Source organism: Kocuria sp. KD4 (genome assembly GCF_011769905.1).
GTDB classification, from domain to species: domain Bacteria; phylum Actinomycetota; class Actinomycetes; order Actinomycetales; family Micrococcaceae; genus Kocuria; species Kocuria marina.
This window is the reverse complement of the sequence record NZ_CP050449.1, coordinates 1,338,581-1,359,051: the sequence shown is the minus strand read 5'-3', so window position 1 is coordinate 1,359,051 and position 20,471 is coordinate 1,338,581. Positions and strand designations below refer to the sequence as shown.

At 70.1% G+C, this 20,471-nt stretch carries 17 protein-coding genes; all 17 read right to left on the bottom strand.

The genetic code is table 11. From position 1 onward, the window contains the following. Positions 1–119: 119 nt before the first annotated feature. Positions 120–1,583 (bottom strand): glutamate synthase subunit beta, encoded by a 1,464-nt coding sequence (locus HBK84_RS06240; RefSeq protein ID WP_035962101.1) that lies wholly within the window; start codon positions 1,581–1,583, stop codon positions 120–122. Continuing rightward, on the bottom strand, positions 1,576–6,291 hold the full coding sequence (gene gltB, locus HBK84_RS06235) for a glutamate synthase large subunit (protein WP_240919122.1): 4,716 nt from the start codon (positions 6,289–6,291) through the stop codon (positions 1,576–1,578). The genes HBK84_RS06240 and gltB overlap by 8 nt, the downstream gene beginning before the upstream one ends. 327 nt (positions 6,292–6,618) lie before the next feature. Continuing rightward, the gene (gene lgt / locus HBK84_RS06230; protein ID WP_144996579.1) at positions 6,619–7,482 is read right to left on the bottom strand and encodes a prolipoprotein diacylglyceryl transferase; all 864 of its coding nucleotides are present in this window, start codon (positions 7,480–7,482) and stop codon (positions 6,619–6,621) included. After that, positions 7,482–8,288 carry a tryptophan synthase subunit alpha gene (trpA, locus tag HBK84_RS06225; protein ID WP_231885607.1) on the bottom strand — a complete coding sequence of 269 codons (807 nt, stop codon included), beginning with the start codon at positions 8,286–8,288 and terminating at the stop codon, positions 7,482–7,484. Before trpA ends, lgt begins: the two co-directional genes overlap by 1 nt. A 38-nt stretch (positions 8,289–8,326) precedes the next feature. After that, positions 8,327–10,492: a bifunctional phosphoribosylanthranilate isomerase/tryptophan synthase subunit beta gene (locus HBK84_RS06220; RefSeq protein ID WP_167318450.1), complete on the bottom strand. Its 2,166-nt coding sequence runs from the start codon at positions 10,490–10,492 to the stop codon at positions 8,327–8,329. Positions 10,493–10,622: 130 nt separating this feature from the next. After that, positions 10,623–10,868, bottom strand: a complete 246-nt coding sequence (locus tag HBK84_RS06215; protein ID WP_098054460.1) for an HGxxPAAW family protein — start codon at positions 10,866–10,868, stop codon at positions 10,623–10,625. A gap of 132 nt (positions 10,869–11,000) precedes the next feature. Further along, complete coding sequence (locus HBK84_RS06210) at positions 11,001–11,642, bottom strand: Trp biosynthesis-associated membrane protein (RefSeq protein ID WP_167318449.1); 642 nt, start codon at positions 11,640–11,642, stop codon at positions 11,001–11,003. A gap of 2 nt (positions 11,643–11,644) precedes the next feature. Next, positions 11,645–13,234, bottom strand: coding sequence for an anthranilate synthase component I (locus HBK84_RS06205; RefSeq protein WP_167318448.1), 1,590 nt, complete (start codon positions 13,232–13,234; stop codon positions 11,645–11,647). Then, positions 13,235–13,639: a phosphoribosyl-AMP cyclohydrolase gene (hisI, locus tag HBK84_RS06200; RefSeq protein WP_231885604.1), complete on the bottom strand. Its 405-nt coding sequence runs from the start codon at positions 13,637–13,639 to the stop codon at positions 13,235–13,237. Then, positions 13,639–14,403, bottom strand: coding sequence for an imidazole glycerol phosphate synthase subunit HisF (gene hisF, locus HBK84_RS06195; RefSeq protein ID WP_064846823.1), 765 nt, complete (start codon positions 14,401–14,403; stop codon positions 13,639–13,641). Before hisF ends, hisI begins: the two co-directional genes overlap by 1 nt. 48 nt (positions 14,404–14,451) lie before the next feature. Further along, complete coding sequence (gene hisG, locus HBK84_RS06190; protein WP_035962116.1) at positions 14,452–15,297, bottom strand: ATP phosphoribosyltransferase; 846 nt, start codon at positions 15,295–15,297, stop codon at positions 14,452–14,454. A gap of 69 nt (positions 15,298–15,366) precedes the next feature. Then, positions 15,367–15,630: a phosphoribosyl-ATP diphosphatase gene (locus HBK84_RS06185; protein WP_035962118.1), complete on the bottom strand. Its 264-nt coding sequence runs from the start codon at positions 15,628–15,630 to the stop codon at positions 15,367–15,369. 114 nt (positions 15,631–15,744) lie between these two features. Beyond that, positions 15,745–16,224: a 6,7-dimethyl-8-ribityllumazine synthase gene (gene ribH / locus HBK84_RS06180; protein WP_144930970.1), complete on the bottom strand. Its 480-nt coding sequence runs from the start codon at positions 16,222–16,224 to the stop codon at positions 15,745–15,747. After that, entirely contained in the window at positions 16,221–16,922 is a 702-nt protein-coding gene (gene ribA, locus HBK84_RS06175; RefSeq protein WP_082943382.1) for a GTP cyclohydrolase II, read from the bottom strand. Before ribA ends, ribH begins: the two co-directional genes overlap by 4 nt. Beyond that, positions 16,919–18,313, bottom strand: coding sequence for a 3,4-dihydroxy-2-butanone-4-phosphate synthase (gene ribB / locus HBK84_RS06170; protein ID WP_144996570.1), 1,395 nt, complete (start codon positions 18,311–18,313; stop codon positions 16,919–16,921). Before ribB ends, ribA begins: the two co-directional genes overlap by 4 nt. A gap of 88 nt (positions 18,314–18,401) precedes the next feature. Next, on the bottom strand, positions 18,402–19,670 hold the full coding sequence (gene ribD / locus HBK84_RS06165; protein ID WP_368835358.1) for a bifunctional diaminohydroxyphosphoribosylaminopyrimidine deaminase/5-amino-6-(5-phosphoribosylamino)uracil reductase RibD: 1,269 nt from the start codon (positions 19,668–19,670) through the stop codon (positions 18,402–18,404). Then, the gene (gene pnuC / locus HBK84_RS06160) at positions 19,667–20,374 is read right to left on the bottom strand and encodes a nicotinamide riboside transporter PnuC (protein WP_131332861.1); all 708 of its coding nucleotides are present in this window, start codon (positions 20,372–20,374) and stop codon (positions 19,667–19,669) included. Before pnuC ends, ribD begins: the two co-directional genes overlap by 4 nt. Positions 20,375–20,471 lie beyond the last annotated feature (97 nt).

Below are 20,471 nucleotides of genomic sequence, written 5' to 3'. Positions count from 1 at the left end.
CTGGTGCTGCCCGACCGCGGCCGCTTCGCCGATGTTCGTTCCTACCTTAGCAACGAGCCCCGGGAATTGATATGGCAGGACTCATGGCGGGTGCCGGGAGGATCACGGACGCGGGCGGGTCACAGGCTCAGGTCGATCGCCCGCTCGGACGGGGTCACGGGTTCTGGCAACCGGGTCTGGCCTGTCAGGTGGCGTTCCACGTGAGCGGCGCACGCCCGGCCCTCCGCGATGGCCCACACCACGAGGGACTGCCCACGACCTGCGTCACCGCACGAGAACACCCCGTCCACGGCGGTCATGTAGGTCTCGTCCCGCGCCACGTTGTCCCGGGAGTCCAGCGCCACGGGTAGCTGCTCGGTGAGCTCGCGGGACTCATTGCCCGTGAATCCCAGGGCGAGCAGGATCAGGTCCGCAGGCAACACCTTCTCGGTGCCGGCCACGGGACCGCGGGAGCCGTCCTCGCGGTACTCGGTCTCCGCGACGCGCAGTCCCGTGACCCGGCCGTCCTGCCCCACGAACTCCACCGTGGAGGCCAGGTACGTGCGTTCGCCGCCCTCCTCGTGGGACGTGGAGACCTCGAAGACCCGGGGCATCATGGGCCACGGTTCCTCGTCCGCGCGGTCCACGGGAGGCTTGCGACCGATCGCGAGCGACGTCACGGACGCCGCACCCTGGCGCAGCGCGGTGCCGATGCAGTCGGAACCGGTGTCACCGCCGCCCAACACGATCACGTGCTTGCCGCGCGCGTCGATGGGGTCGGGGACGTGGTCCTCGGCCACCAGGTGGTTGGCTCGCACGAGGAAGTCCATGGCGTAGTGGATCCCCGCGAGCTCGCGGCCGGGGATCGCGAGCTCACGGGGCCGCGTGGCACCCGTGGCCACGATCACGGCGTCGTAACGCCTGCGCAGCGCGTCCCACGTGATGTCCGTGCCGATCTCCACGCCCGGGCGGAACTTGGTGCCCTCCTGGCGCATGATCTCGAGCCGGCGTTCGAGCACGGACTTCTCGAGCTTGAAGTCGGGGATGCCGTAGCGCAGCAGACCGCCGATCCGGTCGTCCCGTTCGTACACGGCCACCGTGAACCCCGCCTGCGTGAGCTGCTGGGCCGCCGCGAGTCCGGCGGGACCGGAACCCACCACCGCGATCGTCTTGCCCACGAGCCGCTGCGGGACGTAGGGCTTGATGAGGTCGTCGTCGAACGCCTTCTCGCCGATCGCGTACTCGACCTGCTTGATGGTCACGGGCTCCTGGTTGATCCCGAGCACGCACGAGGACTCGCACGGCGCGGGGCACACGCGCCCGGTGAACTCCGGGAAGTTGTTGGTCGCGTGCATCCGCTCGGAGGCCTCGTCCCACCGGTCACGCCACACGAGGTCGTTCCACTCGGGGATGAGGTTGCCCAGGGGACACCCCTGGTGACAGAACGGCACACCGCAGTCCATGCAGCGCCCGGCCTGCTCGTGCAGCGTCCCCGCCTCCTGGCGTTGCTGCACCTCCGCCCAGTCCATAAGGCGCACCGGGACGGGGCGCTTGGGACGGTCCTCGCGTGTGCGGACCTTGAGAAAACCACGGGGATCAGCCACGGCCGGTCACCTCCAGAATCTTGTGCCAGGTGCCGTCGCCGTCCGGGTCGTCCCCGGCGGCTTCGGCCTCGTTGCGCAGTGCAAGCACCGCGGAGTAGTCCCGCGGCAGCAGTTTGGTGAAGCGCGACATCGTGCGGTCCGGGTCCGCGAGCAGTTGGCGCGCGAACTCGGACCCGGTCTCCTCACCGTGGCGCTTGATGAGGTCGGCGAGCAACTCACGGTCGTTGGCGTCCGGGTGCTCGAGGTGCAGTTCACCGCTCTCGCGGGCCTGCTTATTCACGTCCCGCTCGTCCAGGTCCAGCACGTATGCCACACCGCCGGACATCCCGGCCCCGAAGTTGCGGCCCGTCTCACCCAGCACCACGGCCACACCCCCGGTCATGTACTCGCAGCCGTGGTCACCGATGCCCTCGACCACCGCGGTTGCCCCGGAATTGCGCACCAGGAAGCGCTCCCCCACGGTGCCGTTGAAGAACATCTCGCCGCTCGTGGCGCCGTAACCGATCACGTTGCCCGCGATCACGTTCTCGTGGGCCACGAATCCGGCGTCGCGCGGGGGCCGCACGACGATCCGTCCGCCGGAAAGGCCCTTGCCCGTGTAGTCGTTCGCGTCCCCCTCGAGCCGCAGCGTGATACCGCGGGGCACGAAGGCGCCCAGTGACTGGCCGGCCTGACCGGTCAGGGTCACGTCGATCGTGTCATCCGGCAGCTCCCGGGTCCCGAGCGCGCTGGTCACGGTGTATCCGAGCATCGTGCCCACGGCGCGGTCCGTGTTGATCACGCGTTCCTGTACGCGCACGGGTTCACCGCGTTCGATCGCCGGTTGCGCGAGCGGGATGAGCTTCGTGTCGAAGTGCTTCTCGAGTTCGTGGTCCTGGACGCCGGTGTTGCGCAGTCCGTCCGTGACCCCTTCCGCGCGGAACGAATCGAGCACGGGGCTCAGGTCCAGCCCCTTGGCCTTCCAGTGCGCCACGGCCTCCCGCGTGCGCAGTACCTCGGCGTGCCCCACGGCCTCCGCGATGCTGCGGAACCCGAGTTCGGCGAGGATCTCGCGCACCTCTTGGGCAATGAACTCGAAGAAGTTCACCACGTGCTCGGCCTTGCCCGTGAAGCGCTTGCGCAGTTCGGGGTTCTGCGTGGCAACTCCCACGGGGCACGTGTCCAGATGGCACTTGCGCATCATGATGCAGCCCTCCACCACGAGCGGCGCCGTGGCGAAGCCGAATTCCTCGGCGCCCAGCAACGCGGCGACGACGACGTCGCGCCCCGTCTTGAGCTGGCCGTCCGCCTGCACGACCACGCGCTCGCGCAGCCCGTTCAGCCGCAGGGTCTGCTGGGTCTCCGCGAGTCCCAGCTCCCACGGCATGCCCGCGTGCTTGAGCGAGTTCAGGGGCGCCGCGCCCGTGCCGCCGTCGTGGCCGGAGACCAGTACGACGTCGGCCTTGGCCTTGGTCACGCCCGCCGCGACCGTGCCAATCCCGCGTTCCGACACGAGCTTGACGTGCACGCGAGCGCGAGGGTTGGCGTGCTTGAGGTCGTAGATCAGCTGCGCGAGGTCCTCGATCGAGTAGATGTCGTGGTGCGGCGGCGGGGAGATCAGCGAAACCCCCGGAGTCGCGTGGCGCGTGCGCGCGATCCATGGGTAGACCTTCTGCGCCATGAGCTGCCCGCCCTCGCCGGGCTTGGCGCCCTGGGCCATCTTGATCTGCAGGTCGTCCGCGGTCGCGAGGTACAGGCTCGTGACCCCGAACCGGCCAGAGGCCACCTGTTTGATCGCCGAACGCCGCTCGGGGTCGATCAGCCGCTCGACGTCCTCACCGCCCTCGCCCGTGTTGGACTTGGCGCCCAGACGGTTCATGGCGATCGCGAGCGTCTCGTGGGCCTCCGCGGAGATCGAGCCGTAGCTCATGGCACCCGTGGAGAACCGCTTGACGATCTCGCTCACGGGCTCCACCTCGTCGATGTTCACGGGCTCGCGCGTGGACGCGAAACTCATGAGTCCGCGCAGGGTCGCGAGCTCCTTGGCCTGGTCGTCCACGCGGGACGTGTAGGACTTGAAGATGTCGTAGCGGCCCGTGCGGGTCGCGTGCTGCAACCGGAAGACCGTGTGCGGGTCGAACAGGTGCCGCGGTCCCTCGCGGCGCCAGTCGTACTCGCCGCCCGTGGCGAGGTCCCGGTGCGGTTCGGTGACGCCGTCCTCCGGATAGGCCAGGCGGTGTCGGGACTGGATCTCCGCGGCGATCACGTCCAGACCCACGCCCTCGATCTGGGTCCGTGTGCCCGCGAAGTAGTCGTCCACGAGCTCGCTCGACAGGCCCAGCGCCTCGAACGTCTGCGCACCGCAGTACGACTGCACGGTGGAGATGCCCATCTTGGACATGATCTTCTGCACGCCCTTGCCCAGCGCCTTGATGAGGTTCGCCACGGCCTGTTCCTCCGTGACCCCCCGGATCTCCCCGCGGCGCACGAGTTCCTCGGCGGATTCCATGGCCAGGTAGGGGTTCACGGCCGACGCCCCGTAGCCCAGCAGCAGGGCCACGTGGTGGACCTCCCGCACGTCCCCCGATTCCACGATCAGGGCCACCTTGGTGCGGGTCGCCGAGCGCAACAGGTGGTGGTGCACGGCGGAGGTCAGCAGCAGGGACGGGATGGGAGCCCACACGCCGTTGGAATCCCGGTCGGAGATGATGACGAACTGCACCCCGCGGTTCACGGCCGCGGAGACCTTCTCGCAGATCTCCGCGATCCGGGCCCGCAGCGAGTCCGCACCGTCCACGGGACGGTACAGCCCGCGCACGCGCAGGCTCAGGGGCACGCCGTCGTCGTCCAGGTGCACGAACTGGTCCAGCTGGTCGTTGTCGATCACCGGGAAGTTCAGCTGGATCTGGCGCGTCCGGGTCTGCTGCGTGGAGAGCATGTTGGCCATGGGCCCCACGGCACCGGCCATGGACGTGACGAGTTCCTCGCGGATCGCGTCGAGCGGCGGGTTGGTCACTTGCGCGAAGGACTGCACGAAGTAGTCGAACAACAGCCGCGAGCGGTTGGACAGCACTGCCACGGGCGTGTCCGTGCCCATCGCGTAGATGGGCTCGGCGCCGGCCACGGCCATGGGACCGATGATCAGCTTGAGCTCTTCCTCGGTGTAGCCGAAGGTCTTCTGCCGCAACCGGATGGAGTGCGGCGGGTGGGTCATGTGCTCGCGTTCGGGCAGCTCCGTGATGGGCAGCACCGAGTCCCGCACCCAGTCCTGCCACGGCTTGGTGGCGGCGAGTTCGGCCTTGATCTCGCGGTCCTCCACGATCCGGCCCTCGTCCGTGTCCACGAGGAACATGGTCCCCGGGGACACCCGGCCCTTGCGGACGACGACGCGCTCCCCCACGTCCACGACGCCCACCTCGGACGCGAAGATCACCAGACCGTCGTCGGTCTGCCAGAACCGCCCCGGGCGCAACCCGTTACGGTCCAGGACCGAGCCCACGCGCACGCCGTCCGTGAAGGACACGCACGCGGGACCGTCCCACGGCTCCATGAGCGTGGCGTGGTACTGGTAGAAAGCCTTGAGCTGCGGATCCATGGTCTCATGGTTCTGCCACGCCTCCGGGATCAGCATGAGCATGGTCTCGGTCACGGGCCGGCCCGCGAGCTGGAGCAGCTCGGCGACCTCGTCGAGCGACTGCGAGTCGGACGCGCCCTCCGAGCAAATGGGGAAAAGGTCCTCGGGCTGGCGGCCCAGCACGGCCCCGGACAGCGAGGACTGGCGTGCACGCATCCAGTTGCGGTTGCCCACCACGGTGTTGATTTCACCGTTGTGCGCGAGCGTTCGCATGGGCTGGGCGAGCGGCCAGGATGGGAACGTATTGGTGGAGAAGCGCGAGTGCACCACCGCGAGCTTGGTCGTGAACCGCGGATCGGACAGGTCCGGGTAGAACGGTTCGAGCTGAGCCGTGGTGAGCATGCCCTTGTACACGAGCGTGCGGGACGAGAAGGACGGGAAGTACACCCCGAACTTGTTCTGCGCGCGCTTGCGCACGCGGAACGCCTTCTGGTCCAGTTCGAGCTGGGCGGCCACGGGATCGTAGGACGTTGCGTCCTGCGCAAACAGGGACGCCGCCCGCTCGTTGTGACTGCTGTCGGAGACGAAGAACTGCACGAACGTTGGCATCACGGCGCGCGCGGACGCGCCCACGGCGTCGTCAACTACGGGGACGTCCCGCCAGCCCAGGACCGTGAGGCGTTCCATGCGGGCGAGTTCCTCGAGCGAGCGCTTGAGCTCCTCGAGGTGCTTACCGCCGGTGGGCATGAACGCCGTGCCCACCACGTAGGCCCCCTGGGGCGGCAGCGGGAAGTCCACCACCTCGCGCAGGAACTCGTCCGGGATCTGGGTCAGCAGACCGGCGCCGTCCCCGGTGCCCTCGTCCCCACCTACCGCACCGCGGTGCTCGAGGTTGCGCAGGGCCGTGAGCGCGGCGTCCACGATGTCGTGGGAGGCCACGCCGTCCAGGGTGGCCACGACGGCCAGACCGCACGCGTCCTTCTCGTCCTCCGAGCGGTACAGGCCCTGATCCTCGGGCACTGCCGAGAAACGCTCGAACGGGGACACCGGTTCGGCGGCGTCGCGTGGTTCGGGTGCGTCCCGGTGGACGGGATCCGTGGTGCTCACGCGATGCTGCTCGCGGGAGTTCGGGGCTGCTATCTGGTCACTGCTCATGGCGGTACTCCTCACCAAGGGCCGGCAGGTCGAATGCGTCGGACGAGGCCCGGGGAGCACTCGGTGGGTGCGCAGCGGGCGACGCGGGATCCAGGTGACGCGCGTGTCCGCCCCGTTGCGGAAGGAAGCGGCCCGTGGGCCGTGGATCGAACCGGCGGGTCCCACGGATGAGCGGGACAGGCACGGTGCTCGGGTAATTTACCACGTAGGCCATGTCACATGAACATGCGTGACGGATCGCACGGACGACGACGCGGGCCCCGCGGAGTCGTGAAGAGCTCTGCGGGGTCCGCGTGCGGCGTCGTGGTCGGAGACCCGGAGGACGCGTCAGGAACGCACGGCCCGGGCAGGCTCGGCCGCTGCCCCGGCACGAGAGCGGGCACGCCTACCCAGGACCGCGAAGAGGATGATGCCCGCGATGACGATCAGCAGCGAGGTCCACACGTGCACGCGCACACCGGCGATCATCAGGGCCGGGTCCACGCGCAGGAACAGCTCGATGAGCAGTCGCCCGATCCCGTAGTAGATCATGTACAGCGCGAAGATCCGCCCGTGCGGGTCCCGCATGCGGCGGTCGATGGCGAGCAGCAGCACCACACCCAGCAGGTTCCACAGGCTCTCATACAGGAATGTGGGGTGGAACAGCGTGTCCGCGGGCAGCCCCGCGGGGAAGTTCGGGGACGCCGGGGAGATCTCGAGCCCCCACGGCAGTGTGGTGGGTCTGCCGAACAGTTCCTGGTTGAACCAGTTGCCCCACCGTCCCACGGCCTGGGCAAGCAGGAGTCCGGGGGCCACGCAGTCCGCGAACACGGCGAGCGACAACCCGTTCTTGCGCGAGACGAACCACGCGGCCACGGCGCCGAACAGCACGGCACCCATGATGCCGAGTCCGCCCTCCCAGATCCGGAAGACGGCCAGGGGGTCCGCGCCGGGACCGAAGTACCCGGCGGGGTCCGTGATCAGCACGTGGTAGGCGCGCGCCCCCACGATCCCGGCGAGCACCGCCCAGAACACGATGTCCCACAGTACGTCCGGGTCCTGACCGCACTGCTTCCAGCGCCGCATGGTGAGCCAGATGGCCAGGGCCATCCCGAGCAGGATGCACAGCGCGTAGAAGTGCACCGTGAGCGGCCCTAGGTGGATGCTGCTGATGCTCGGGGACGGGATGGAGGCGGGCAGCACCGGCGGCATCAGTCGCGTCCCGCGAGGTGCGCGGCGAGCTCACCCACGGCCTGCGGCCCGCCCTCACCGAGCGCGCGCACGAGAGCCGTACCCACGATCACGCCGTCCGCGTACGCCCCGATCTCCAGCACGTGCTCGCGGCTGGACACCCCCAGGCCCACGCACACCCGCTCCGCACCGGCCCCGCGTGCGCGGGCGACGACGTCCTCGGCGGCCGAGGACACCTGGTCCCGGGTCCCGGTCACGCCCATCACGGACACCGCGTACACGAAGCCGGAGGCCGCGCTCACAGTCATGTCCATGCGCTCACGGGTGGTGGACGGGGCCACCAGGAAGATCCGGTCCAGACCGTGCTCTTCGGAGGCCGCGAACCATTCCGAGGCCTCGTCCGGGATCAGGTCCGGGGTGATGATCCCGGCTCCCCCGGCGTCCTTGAGCCGGCGCGCGAACTCGTCCACGCCCGCCTGCAGCACGGGGTTCCAGTACGTCATCACCACGGGGACCGCGTCCGTCTGCTCGGCGACGGCGCGCACCACGGTGAACGCGTCCTCAACCCGGAAACCGTTGGCGAGCGCCTGGGTGGTCGCCGCCTGGATGACCGGTCCGTCCATCACGGGGTCCGAGTAGGGGATGCCGATCTCGATGATGTCCGCGCCGTTGCGACCCAGGGCCACGGCGGCGGCGGCGGACTCCTCGACGGTGGGGTACCCGGCGGGCAGATAGCCCACGAGGGCCGGGCGGCCCTCGGCCTTGCACTGTTCGATCCGCCGCGACAGCGCGGAGTCCGCGCTGCGCGTGAGGTCACGCGGGACGATGCGTTCGGTCAAGCCCGCAGGGGTGTGCTCGGTGGTGCTCACAGTTGTTCGCCTTTCTGCGCCACGCGTTCCTCGTGGCTGTCCTGCGGGAGGAGGTCGAACCATTCCCCCGCGGTGGCCACGTCCTTGTCGCCGCGCCCGGAGAGCGAGACCACGATGATCTTCTGCGCCGCTTCCTCGGGCCCGAGTTCCGCGACCCAGCGGGCAGCGACCTCGCGGGCGCCGGCGAGCGCGTGGGAGGACTCGATGGCCGGGAGGATGCCCTCGGTGCGGCACAGCAGCCGGAAGGCGTCCATGGCCTGGACGTCCGTGACCGCTTCGTAGTTCACGCGCCCGATCGAGTGCAAGTAGGAGTGTTCCGGCCCCACGGCGGGGTAGTCCAGGCCGGCGGAGATCGAGTGGGACTCCACGGTCTGCCCGTCCGGGTCCTGCATGAGGAACGTCTTGGCGCCGTGCAGCACGCCCGGTCGGCCCAGTGTGATGGTCGCGGCGTGGCGGCCGGTCTGCACGCCGTCACCCCCGGCCTCGTTGCCGTAGAGCTGCACGGACTCATCGTCCAGGAAGCCGTGGAAGATCCCGATCGCGTTGGACCCGCCGCCCACGCACGCGGTCACGGCGTCCGGGAGGCGGCCTGTCTGCTCGAGGATCTGCGCGCGGGCCTCCTCACCGATCTGTTCGTGGAAGTAGCGGACCATAGCCGGGAACGGGTGCGGTCCGGCGGCGGTGCCGAGCAGGTAGTGAGTGGTCTCCACGGACGCGACCCAGTCCCGCAGGGCCTCGTTGATCGCGTCCTTGAGGGTGCGGGAACCGTTCTTCACGGCCACGACCTCCGCGCCCAGCAGCCGCATGCGCGCGACGTTGAGCGCTTGGCGGCGCGTGTCCTCCTCGCCCATGTACACGCAGCACTCCATGCCGAACAGAGCCGCTGCGGTGGCCGTGGCCACACCGTGCTGGCCCGCGCCTGTCTCGGCGATCAGCCGTGTCTTGCCCATGCGCCGGGCCAACAGGGCCTGCCCCAGCACGTTGTTGATTTTGTGGGAACCGGTGTGGTTGAGGTCCTCACGCTTGAGGAACACGCGCACCCCGAGTTCCGCGCCGAAGCGCTCGGCCTCGGTGAGCAGGGAGGGTCGGCCGGAGTACTCGCGGGAGAGCCGCTGGAACTCGTCCTGGAAGGTCTCATCCGTACGAGCCTTGTCGAACGTCTCGGTCAGTTCGTCCAGGGCCGCCACGAGGGACTCGGGCATCCACCGGCCACCGAAGTCCCCGAAGTAAGGGCCCGGGGCGTGCCGGAGGGACTCGGCGTCCCGTGCGGAAGCCTCCCCCGAGACCTGGACCGCGGCGAGTTCCTCCTGCGCGGCGGTCGGGGTGGCCCCAGCCAAGTACTCGGCCCGGGACATTGCGCCGACCTCCCGGAAGCGACCGATGGTCTGCGCGGGGTCCTCGGCGCGCACGAGCACCTCACCGGTCAGCACCGCGTTGGCGCCGTGGCCCGCGTACAACCGGATCTGCTCCTCCCCCAGGACACCGGACTCCGCCACGATCACGGCCTCGCGTGGCAACCGCTCGGCGAGCCGACCGAACGTGTCCACGTCCACGTCCAGGGTCTTGAGGTTGCGGGTGTTCACCCCGATGATCCGCGCACCCACGGCGACGGCGCGATCGATCTCCTCCTCGGTGTGCGTCTCCACGAGCGCATGCATGCCGAGGTGGTGGGTCAGTTCGAGCAGCTCCCGCAGGGTGGCGTCGTCGAGGGCTGCCACGATGAGCAGCACGATGTCCGCACCGTGCGCGCGGGCCTCCCACACCTGGTACTCCTCGACCACGAAGTCCTTGCGCAACACGGGGATGCCCACGGCGCGGCGCACGGCGTCGAGGTCCGCGAGCGAGCCCCCGAAGCGGCGCTGCTCGGTGAGCACCGAGATCACGGAGGCCCCACCGCGCTCGTACGCGGCGGCCAGCTGCGCCGGGTCCTCGATCGCTGCGAGCGCACCCTTGGACGGGCTCGAGCGCTTGACCTCGGCGATCACCTGCACGGACGCGGGATCCGAACCGCGCAGCGCGGACTCGGCGTCCAGCGCGGGAGTCTGTTCCGCGGCGGCACGGCGCACGTCCTGCAGGGACACCGATGCCTTCCGGGTCTCGAGGTCCTCGCGCACCCCCTCGATGATCCGGTCCAGCACCGTACCGGTGTGCTGCTGCGTCATGCGATTCCTCACTTAGTTCTCGGTGCACGCCGGCGTGCGGTGCACCCGGCGCACGGACGACGATGACCAGTTCCCGACAGTGCGGAACTGGTCATCGACGGATGAATGCGGTACCGATCCCCTGCGGCGATCAGTGGGACTTGGTCTTGGACCCGCCCTTGCCGTACCCCATGGACTTGAGCACGCCGCCCACGATCACGCCCACGATGATCAGACCGATGCCCACGACCGTCACAGGGACCGAAGCCATCACGAAACCCACGCAGCCCACGATGACACCCACGGTCATCACGCCCACACAGGCCCACGCGGCCACGGTGTTGCCGTGGCCCACCGCGGCGGTGTGGTCCAGGATGATCTGATCGGTGTTCGACATGCGTGTCCACTCTCCCGTGCCGGTTGAGCCGCTCGGCTCTTGGATTGCCGGTCCCGCGTGAGCCGTGGGACCGAGGATTCTCTGACCCCATTGTGCCACTTCCCGGCGCGTGCGCGCCGCAGCCCACGCGGTTCAGTCGGTTTGTGTAGGGTCCTCGCCGCGGGTCAGCGCGTCCCACGTGTCGATGTCGTCCACGTGCTCCGCGGCCTGGGTCTCCCCTGCCGAGGCCTCGCCACCCCGCGGGTGCATCGCGGCCGTCGTCGCGGCGGTTCCCACGCTGCCGGCGACCGCAGCGCGATCGTAGCGTTGCGCATTGCGCCGTCGCGCGTGCCGGGCGACCACCGCGAGCCACACGCCGCACAGTGCGAGCAGCACCGCGGCGGTCACGGCGGCCCACGGCCACCCGGTAAGGGCGTAGTCCCCGCCGTCGTTGATCACACCCGTCTGCGCGCCGACCGTGGGTTGCGCGGCCGCACGCGAGTCCCCCGTGACGGCCAGCACCGCGAGCACCGCGCCCACGCCCGCCAGCGCGACGACGGCGCCCACGATCATGCGCAGCACCCGGCCTCCCAGCGCGGAGGCCACCGCGGCCACGGCGGCGACAAGACCCAGGGCGGTGACGGCCGGAGCGGCGTCGGCCCCGGGGACGTCCACCGTGACCGACTGCAGGGACGTGGGGACGTCCGCGTGGACCCAGGTGGCGGTGGTCGTGGCGAACAACGCCAGGGCACACAACAGCGTGACCAGGACGGCGGGTGCGGTGCGGCGCAGCAACGTCAGCTCCTCGGGGGACGGGAGGCCCGGGTGTCCGTGCCCGGCTCGCGCAGGGTCTGGGCGATCAGCGCGGCGCGCAACGGCGCGGTGGCCTTGTTGAGGGATTCCTGGGCCTCGGACTCGGGATCCGAATCAGCCACGATACCGCCGCCCGCCTGGACGTACGCCGTACCCTCGAGCAGCAGCGCCGTGCGGATCGCGATCGCCATGTCCATGTTCCCCGCGAAGTCCATGTAGCCCACGACGCCGCCGTAGACGGCCCGGCGCAGCGGCTCGTACTCGTCGAGCAGGCGCAACGCGCGAGGCTTGGGCGCGCCCGAGAGCGTGCCCGCGGGGAACGTGGCGGCGAGGACGTCGTAGGCGGTGACGTCCTCGCGCATGCGCGCGACCACCGTGGAGCACAGGTGCATGATGTGGCTGAAACGCTCGATCTCCATGAACTCGCTCACGTCCACGCTGCCGGGCTCGGCGACCTTGGAAAGATCGTTGCGGGCCAGGTCCACGAGCATGAGGTGCTCCGCGCGTTCCTTCTCGTCCGCGAGCAGGTCCTGGCCCAGGGCCACGTCCTCGTCCACCGTGGCACCGCGCGGGCGGGAGCCCGCGATCGGGTGGGTCATGGCCTGGCGGCCCGTGACCGTCACGAGCGCCTCGGGTGAGGAACCCACGATCGAGTACGGCCGACCTTGGGCGTCCTCGAACGAGTACAGGTACATGTACGGGCTCGGGTTGATCCGGCGCAGCGTGCGGTAGACGTCCAGCGAGCTCGCGTGGCACTCAGCCTCGAAGCGGCGCGAGACCACCACCTGGAAGATGTCGCCGTCCACGATCGCCTGCTTGCCGCGGTCGATCGCGGACATGAACAGCTCCCGGTCCCACGACTGGCGCGCGACGGACTCCACGTCCGTGAGCTCCGGTGCTCCCTGCTCCGCGATGGACACCGTAGTGCGCTCGAGCGGGGTGGCCAGGCGGGTCACCATGGAACGCAACCGGGACACGGCGTCGTGGTAGGCGGCATCCACGTTCTCGTCCGTGCCGTTGACGTTCACGGCATTGGCCACGAGCAGCACGGAGCCGTCCTTGCTGTCGTGCACGGCCATGTCCGCGACCAGGTTCATGGCCAGCTCGGGCATGTGCAGGTCATCCTCGGGCGGGTTGGGCAGGGTCTCCCAGCGGCGCACGGCCTCCCAGCCCACGAAACCCACCATCCCGCTCGTGAGCGGCGGGACGCCGTCGAAGGGTGCGGTGTGCAGCAACTGCATGGTCGCGCGCAGGGCGTCGAGGGGATCGCCGTCCACCGGTGCCCCGGCCGGTGCGTCACCGATCCAGTGCGCCTGCCCGTCCCGGGAGGTCAGCGTGGCCACGGAACCGGCCCCCACGAACGAGTAGCGGGACCACACCCCGCCCTCCGCGGCGGACTCGAGCAGGAACGTGCCCGGGCGGGGTTCGCCCTCGCGGGTCACGAGCGCGCGGTACAGACCCACGGGGGTCAGTGAGTCCGCGAGCACCGTGGTGCGCACCGGGATCACGCGGCGGGTCGCGGCATACTGCCGGAACTCCTCAAGGGTGGGGGTGATGCTGCCGAGTTCGTGCATTTAAACCGCCTGTTCCGCGTGGAGGTCTCGATCGTCGAAACACGTGCGCGAGCCCGTGTGGCATGCCGCGCCGTGCTGGTCCACCTGCACGAGCAGGGCGTCCCCGTCACAGTCCAGGCTCACGGAGTGCACGCTCTGGTAGTGCCCGGAGGTGTCCCCCTTGCGCCAGTACTCCTGACGGGACCGCGACCAGAAGGTCACGCGACCCTCGGTCAGGGTGCGGTGCAGGGCCTCGTCGTTCATCCAGCCCAGCATGAGCACCTCCTTGGTGTCGTACTGCTGGATGATCGCCGCCACGAGTCCCGCCTCGTTGTGCGAGAGCTGCTCGGCGATGCGGGGGTCCAGGTTGTGGGTCGTGAACTCGTCCGTAGCTGTACTCATCCGGGTCTCCTGGTTCTGGGACATCAGCGCACCTCGTAACCTGCGGCACGCAGGGCGTTCTTGACGTCCGCGATCGCGTCGTCCGGGCCGAAGTGGAACACCGAGGCCGCCAGCACCGCGTCCGCGCCGGCGGCGACCGCGGGCGGGAAGTGCTCGGGTGCCCCGGCCCCGCCCGACGCGATGAGCGGAACGTTTACCCGATCCCGCACGGCGGAGATCATCTCCAGGTCGAAGCCCTCGCGGGTCCCGTCCGCGTCCATCGAGTTGAGCAGGATCTCCCCGACCCCGCGTTCCTCGGCCTCCCGGGCCCACTCGAGCGCGTCCAGGCCCGTGAGCGTGCGCCCACCGCGCGTGGTGACCTCGAAACCGGACGGGGTGTTGCCCGTGCGTTTCGCGTCCAGGGACAGCACGAGCACCTGGTTGCCGAAGCGGTTCGTGATCTCGTCGATGACCTCCGGGCGCGTGACCGCCGCGGTGTTGATCGAGGCCTTGTCCGCGCCGCAGCGCAGCAACCGGTCCACGTCCTGCGCCGTGCGCACGCCGCCGCCCACGGTCAGGGGGATGAACACCTTCTCTGCGGTGCGGGCCACGACGTCGAACATGGTGTCCCGCTCGCTCGAGGACGCGGTCACGTCCAGGAACGTGAGCTCGTCCGCGCCGGCCAGGTTGTAGCGCGCCGCGAGTTCCACAGGATCCCCCGCGTCCCGCAGGTTCTCGAAGTTCACGCCCTTGACCACGCGCCCGGCGTCGACATCCAGACACGGAATGACTCGTACGGCCACACCCATTACGCCACCGTCCTCACTGCTCTCGACTTCTCTTCGCCCGCGCCCGCGTCAGATCCGCGCGGCCTGGATGGGTGAGACCAGGATGGCCCGGGCCCCCACCTCGTAGAGCGCGTCCATGACCTTGTTGGTGTCGCTCTTGCGCACCATCGCGCGAACGGCCACCGCGCCGTCGTGACCGAGCGGGGAGATCGTGGGGCCCTGCATACCCGGGGTGATCTCGGTGGCGGCGGCCAGTAGGTCCTCGGTGATGTCGTAGTCCATCATCACGTACTGCCGCGCGACCAGCACACCCTGCAGACGACGTCGCAGCACGCGCAGTCCCTCGGGTTCCGGTTCGTCGCCGCGGCGGATGAGCAGCGCCTCGGAGGTCATGATCGGTTCGTCGAAGATCTCGAGACCCGCCGCGCGCAGGGTGTTGCCGGTCTCCACGACGTCCGCGATCGCGTCCGCGACACCCAACCGGATGGAGGATTCTACGGCGCCGTCCAGGCGCACGACCTCGGCATCCACGCCGCGGTCCGCGAGGTAACGCTCCAGCAGCAACTGGTAGCTCGTGGCGATTCGCTTGCCCTCGAGTTCCTGCACGGACTCGAACTGGCCGCGCGGGCCGGCCAACCGGAAGGTGGAACGGGCGAAGTCCAGGCCCAGCTCCTCCTCGGCCTCCGCGCCGGAATCGAGCAGCAGGTCCCGTCCGGTGATCCCCAGGTCCAGGGTGCCGCCACCCACGTAGATCGCGATGTCCCGCGGGCGCAGGTAGAAGAACTCCACGTGGTTGTCGTTGTCCACGAGCACGAGTTCCCGGGTGCTGCGCCGCTGCCGGTAACCGGCCTCGGTGAGCATGGTGATGGCGGCTTCGGACAGCGCGCCCTTGTTGGGCACGGCTACTCGCAGCATGAGATTCCTTTCCGCGGGGCGCAGATGACGGGGATCGGGGCGGTGCCCGGAGCGGGTGACGCGCGGGGCTCAGAGGTACTTGTAGACGTCCTCGAGGCTCATACCCTTGGCGATCATCATGACCTGCACGTGGTAGAGCAACTGGGAGATCTCCTCAGCGGCCTCGGCGTCGGACTCGTACTCGCACGCCATCCAGACCTCGGCGGCCTCCTCGACGACCTTCTTCCCGATGCCGTGGATCCCGGAGTCCAGTTCCGTGACGGTCCTGGATCCCTCGGGGCGTTGCTCGGCCTTGGTGCGCAGTTCGGTGAAGAGGTCTTCGAAGGTTTTCACCCCTTCAGGGTAATGGGTGCGCGTGCCCGTCCCGAACGCGTGGCACATGCACGCCGCTCGCGGCCGGCCTCCGCGGATCGAGCGTGGCGGACCGGCCGCGAGCGTCTGCTCCGTTCAGACCCCGTGCTCGCGCAAGGTCAGGGCGGTGCTCAGGGCGGCGTGGGCGGCCTCGTAGCCCTTGTCCTCGTGCGAGCCCTCGAGGCCGGCGCGGTCCAGACCCTGTTCCTCCGTGTCACACGTGAGTACGCCGAAACCCACCGGGGTCCCGGTGGCCACGGACACGTCCGTGAGTCCGGAGGTCGCGGCGTGGCACACGTAGTCGAAGTGCGGGGTGCCGCCGCGGATCACGACGCCGAGCGCGACCACCGCGTCCGCCGCCTCCGCCAGGCGGCGGGCGGCCACGGGCAGCTCGAAGCTCCCGGCCACGCGCACCCGCACGACCGTGCCGGTGTTCGCTTCCGTGAGGGCGCGCAGGGCGCCGTCGAGCAGCCCGTCCATGATCGTCGTGTGCCAGCTCGCGGCGACCACGGCCACGGTCAGGTCCGAGGCGTCGAGGTCCGAGGCGAGGGTGGTCGGGGCGCCGTGTCCGCTCATGATGTTTCTCCTGGGTTGAGGTGGGTCAGGTGGTGGTGCATGCGGTCGCGCTTGGTGCGCAGGTAGTCCAGGTTCTCGGTGCGCGCGTGGACCTCGTGGGGGATCACGTTCGCCACGGTGATCCCGAGCGCCTCGAGCTTGGCGACCTTGTCCGGGTTGTTGGTCAGCAGCCGCACCGTGGTCAGGCCCATGGCCGCGAGGATCCGGGCGGCGGCGGTGTAGTCCCGGGCCTCCGCGGGCAGCCCGAGCATGGTGTTGGCGTCCACGGTGTCCGCTCCGCCGTCCTGGAGCTTGTAGGCGCGCAGCTTGTTGATCAGCCCGATCCCGCGGCCCTCGTGGTTGCGCAGGTACAGCACCGTGCCCCCGTGGCGGGAGATCCGTTCCAGCGCAAGGTGCAGTTGCGGTCCGCAGTCACAGCGCCACGAGCCGAAGACGTCCCCGGTGAGGCACTCGGAATGCAGCCGCAGCAACGGTGGCAGAGCGGCTTCGTCGGCGGGCGGGGGTGCCGTGAGGGAGACGTGCTCGGCGGCGGGGATCCCCGACGGCTCCGGAACGCGCCAACCGGTCACCGAGAACGTGCCGTACTCGGAGGGCACGGTCACGGGGTCGCTGTGGTGCAGGGGCTCCGCTCCCGGAGCCGCGTGATTGTCGGCCGGTGACGCGTGTTCGGGGATCTCACCGTGGTCGAAAACGCTCATGCGATGCGGTCTCCCTCCCCCGTGGTGTCCACCGACGGCGCGGTGGCGCCCCCGGCGACGTCGACGGCGCTCGGTCGAGTTGTGCCCTTCGCGTCCTGAGCCGCGGCGCCGGCGTCGTTCGCGGCCGCCCGCGGGACGGCGTCCTCAGCGGCATCCGTCGCGTCCAGGTGGGCGATCAGATCGGCGATGCTGATCATTACGAGCCCGTGCTCGTCCGCGAACCGCCGCAGGGCGGGGGCGCGCAGGGGCTGCCCGGCGTCGTCGACGATCTCCGCGATCGCACCCACGGGCTCGCACCCCGCGAGCCGCGCGAGCTCCACGGCGGCCTCGGTGTGCCCCGCGCGTTCGCGCACCCCGCCAGGGACCGCGCGCAGCGGCAGGATGTGGCCGGGCCGCGTGAGCTCGGCCGCGGTGGTGCCGGGCAGCGCGAGCAGTCGCGTGGTCAGCGCCCGGTCCCGCGCGCTGATCCCGGTGGTGATCCCGGTGCGGGCGTCGCACGTCACGGTGTACGCCGTGGCCTTGGCGTCCTCGTTGTGCTCGGTCATGGGCGGCAGGGCAAGCCGGTCCGCGCGCTCGTCGGTCATGGGCACGCACACCACCCCGGAGCTGTGCCGGATCGTGAAGCCCATGAGGGGCTGGGTCGCGTGCTGGGCCGCGAACACCAGGTCGCCCTCGTTCTCCCGGTCCTCGTCGTCCACGACAACGACCGCGGCGCCCGAGGCCATCGCGGCCACGGCGTCCGCGACCGGATCGAGGGCGACGCCGCGCGGTGTCGCGGGTGCCGCGTACGAGGCCAGGCGCTCGGCGTACTTGGCGAGCACGTCCACCTCGAGGTTGACGGTGGAACCCGGCGTGCGAGCGCCGAGCGTGGTCGCGCGCAGGGTCTCCGGGATCAGCCCCACCTCGAACCACGCCTCGGGCTCGTCCGTGGAGTTCACCGCAGTGACCGTGAGGGACACGCCGTCCACGGCGATCGAACCCTTGACCGCGATGTAGCGCGCAAGTGCCACGGGGACTCTGATCCGCACGGTCTCCCATCCGGTGTGGGACGTGCGCTGCACCACGGTGCCCACGCCGTCCACGTGCCCCTGGACCACGTGCCCGTCCAGGCGCTGCCCGGCTGCGGTGCAGCGTTCCACGTTCACCAGGTCACCGTGTCCGAGCGCCCCCAGGGTGGTCAGGCGCAGTGTCTCGCCCATGACGTCCGCGGTGAAGTCCCCCGCCGCGCCCGAGGGGACCGCGGTCAGGCACACCCCGTTGACCGCGAGTGAGCCGCCGTGGGGCAGGTCCGCGACGAGTGGCCCCGCGGACACGTGCAGCCGGGCGGCGTCCTGCGCCAACCGTTCCACACGTTCCACGGTGGCCTGGGCTTCGACAATTCCGGTGAACACTGATTCTCCTTGGGGATCCGGGGTGCGCGGGGTTCTCGGGAACTTCCCGGCGCGAGGTCTTGGTGTGCTGCGTCAGTTCAGGGGCGTGTCATGGGGCGTCGGGTACGGGACCCGCGGGCCGCAAGTGCCACCGTCCATCGACGCCCACGCGGCTGATCGCCTCCATCTGGTCCGTAGCCTCTTCGTGGCCGGGGCGCGCGAGGTCCGCCGGGTGCCGCACGGGGTCACCGCGCCATGACGACGCCGCGGCAAGCGTCCCGATCCCGAGCGACGCGACCGACGCAGCGCCGTCCCCGAGGATCAGCGGGGCCTGGTACAACCACAGCTCGTCCACGAGATCGGCGGCGAGGAACGCGGCGGACACCGTGGGCCCGCCTTCCACGAGCACGTGGGAAACCCCGCGTTCACGGAGGTGTTGTAACGCCTCGGCGGGATCGTGCGTGGTGAGGTGGATGAACCGCCCGTCGTGCCCGCGGTCGGCGCATGCGACCTCTCCGTGATCCGTTCCGGTGTCTCCCGGGGCTCCACGTTCGGTGTCTTCCCGGGGCGCGCGGTCGACGACGCCGCGCCGGACCTTGGCATCCGCGGGCACGGGGCGGGTGCTCATGACTGCCCGCAGGGGTTGCCGCGCGAGGGGTTCACCCGCGGCATCCCGCGCGGTCAGGGTCGGGTCGTCCGCGCGCAGGGTCCCGCCGCCCACCAGGATCGCGTCCACCCGGGTGCGCAGGGCGTGGCCCTGATCCCGAGCGGGTGCACCCGTGATCCACTGGCTCGTCCCGTCCGCGGCGGCCACGCGGCCGTCGATCGTCTGAGCGAGTTTTAGCGTCACGAACGGTCGCGCATCATGCTGGGCAATGAACCAGCGGTCATTGAGATCGTGGGCTTCCCTCGCGAGCAGCCCCTGACGCACGTCCACCCCGTGTGCGGCGAGGAACGCGCCGCCCCCGCGGGCGGTGTCCGTGCCGTCGGCCACCGCGTAAATGACCCGGGGGATCCCCGCGTCGAGGATCGCGCGCGAGCACGGGCCGGTGCGTCCGGTGTGGTTGCAGGGTTCGAGGGACACGACCATGGTGGTGTCCTCGAGAGGTGTCCCCGCCTCACGGGCCAGATGCAGGGCGTCCGCCTCCGCATGCGGGGTGCCCGCCCCGCGGTGATGACCCACGTGCAGGATCTCCCCCGCGGCGGAGAGGATCACGGCGCCCACCACGGGATTGGCCCCGCGGATCCCCCGCCGAGCCGCTTCCAGAGCCGCGCGCATCGCCTCGTGTTCCGCGGCCGAGAAGTCGTGGGACGGCTCCGCCCCCGGACGGGAGCGGGGCGCGGGCCCCGGCGCAGCGGCGTCGTCGTACGCCGTCACTTCTCGTCCTCACCCACGGACAGGCGCAGGTCCGGGAAGCCCGTCTCGATCGTCGCGCGACGGCGCTGGCGCGTGTTCACGCGCCACCACACGAAGAACCCGGCGAGCGTGAAGGCGCCGTAGAACACGTACATCAAGCCCGAGGCGTAGTAACCGGCGGAGAACAGGAGGGGCACGCCCACGATGTCCACGGCGACCCACAACAGCCAGAACTCGACCCAGCCCTTGGCCATCCCGAGCGTTGCGAGCAGCGAGCCCATGAAGATCCAGGCGTCCGCCCACACGGGTTCGTACGAGCCCAGGGCGCGGAAGATGGGCGTGAGAAGTGCCGTCCCGAACACGAGGGCGACCACGAGGAACACGCGTTCGCGGGCGGTGGCCCAACGCGGGGACACGGCCTCCTCGGACGCCCCGCGGGACCGGCGCCACTGCACCCAGCCGTACACGGACACCGCGATGAACATGACCTGACGGCCGGCCTGGCCCAACAGGTTCACGGGGTTGGGGGTGTCGAACACCGCGCCCAGGAAGACGGTCAGCAGGATCGCGTTGCCCACGATCCCCACGGGCCACGCCCACACTTTGCGGCGCATTCCGCCCAGCGCGGACAGCAGCCCGAACACGTTGCCGAGCACCTCGCGCCACAGGATGAAACCGTCGCCCACCCGCAACTGCGCGTCGAACAACCAACGCAGGACGTCCACGGTGTCTCCTCTCACCCGCCACTGTCGGTGGTCCCGGGGAGGAATGCGCACACGCGTCGAACACGATCGCGCGGCGGAGCACGTCACAGCACCACCC

Excerpts from the sequence above, each read along its gene's own strand:
- gltB (WP_240919122.1), bottom strand. The coding sequence starts at position 6,291 with ATGAGCAGTGACCAGATAGCAGCCCCGAACTCCCGCGAGCAGCATCGC.
- lgt (WP_144996579.1), bottom strand. The coding sequence starts at position 7,482 with ATGCCGCCGGTGCTGCCCGCCTCCATCCCGTCCCCGAGCATCAGCAGC.
- HBK84_RS06220 (WP_167318450.1), bottom strand. The coding sequence starts at position 10,492 with ATGACGCAGCAGCACACCGGTACGGTGCTGGACCGGATCATCGAGGGG.
- HBK84_RS06215 (WP_098054460.1), bottom strand. The coding sequence starts at position 10,868 with ATGTCGAACACCGATCAGATCATCCTGGACCACACCGCCGCGGTGGGC.
- HBK84_RS06205 (WP_167318448.1), bottom strand. The coding sequence starts at position 13,234 with ATGCACGAACTCGGCAGCATCACCCCCACCCTTGAGGAGTTCCGGCAG.
- hisI (WP_231885604.1), bottom strand. The coding sequence starts at position 13,639 with ATGTCCCAGAACCAGGAGACCCGGATGAGTACAGCTACGGACGAGTTC.
- hisF (WP_064846823.1), bottom strand. The coding sequence starts at position 14,403 with ATGGGTGTGGCCGTACGAGTCATTCCGTGTCTGGATGTCGACGCCGGG.
- hisG (WP_035962116.1), bottom strand. The coding sequence starts at position 15,297 with ATGCTGCGAGTAGCCGTGCCCAACAAGGGCGCGCTGTCCGAAGCCGCC.
- ribH (WP_144930970.1), bottom strand. The coding sequence starts at position 16,224 with ATGAGCGGACACGGCGCCCCGACCACCCTCGCCTCGGACCTCGACGCC.
- ribA (WP_082943382.1), bottom strand. The coding sequence starts at position 16,922 with ATGAGCGTTTTCGACCACGGTGAGATCCCCGAACACGCGTCACCGGCC.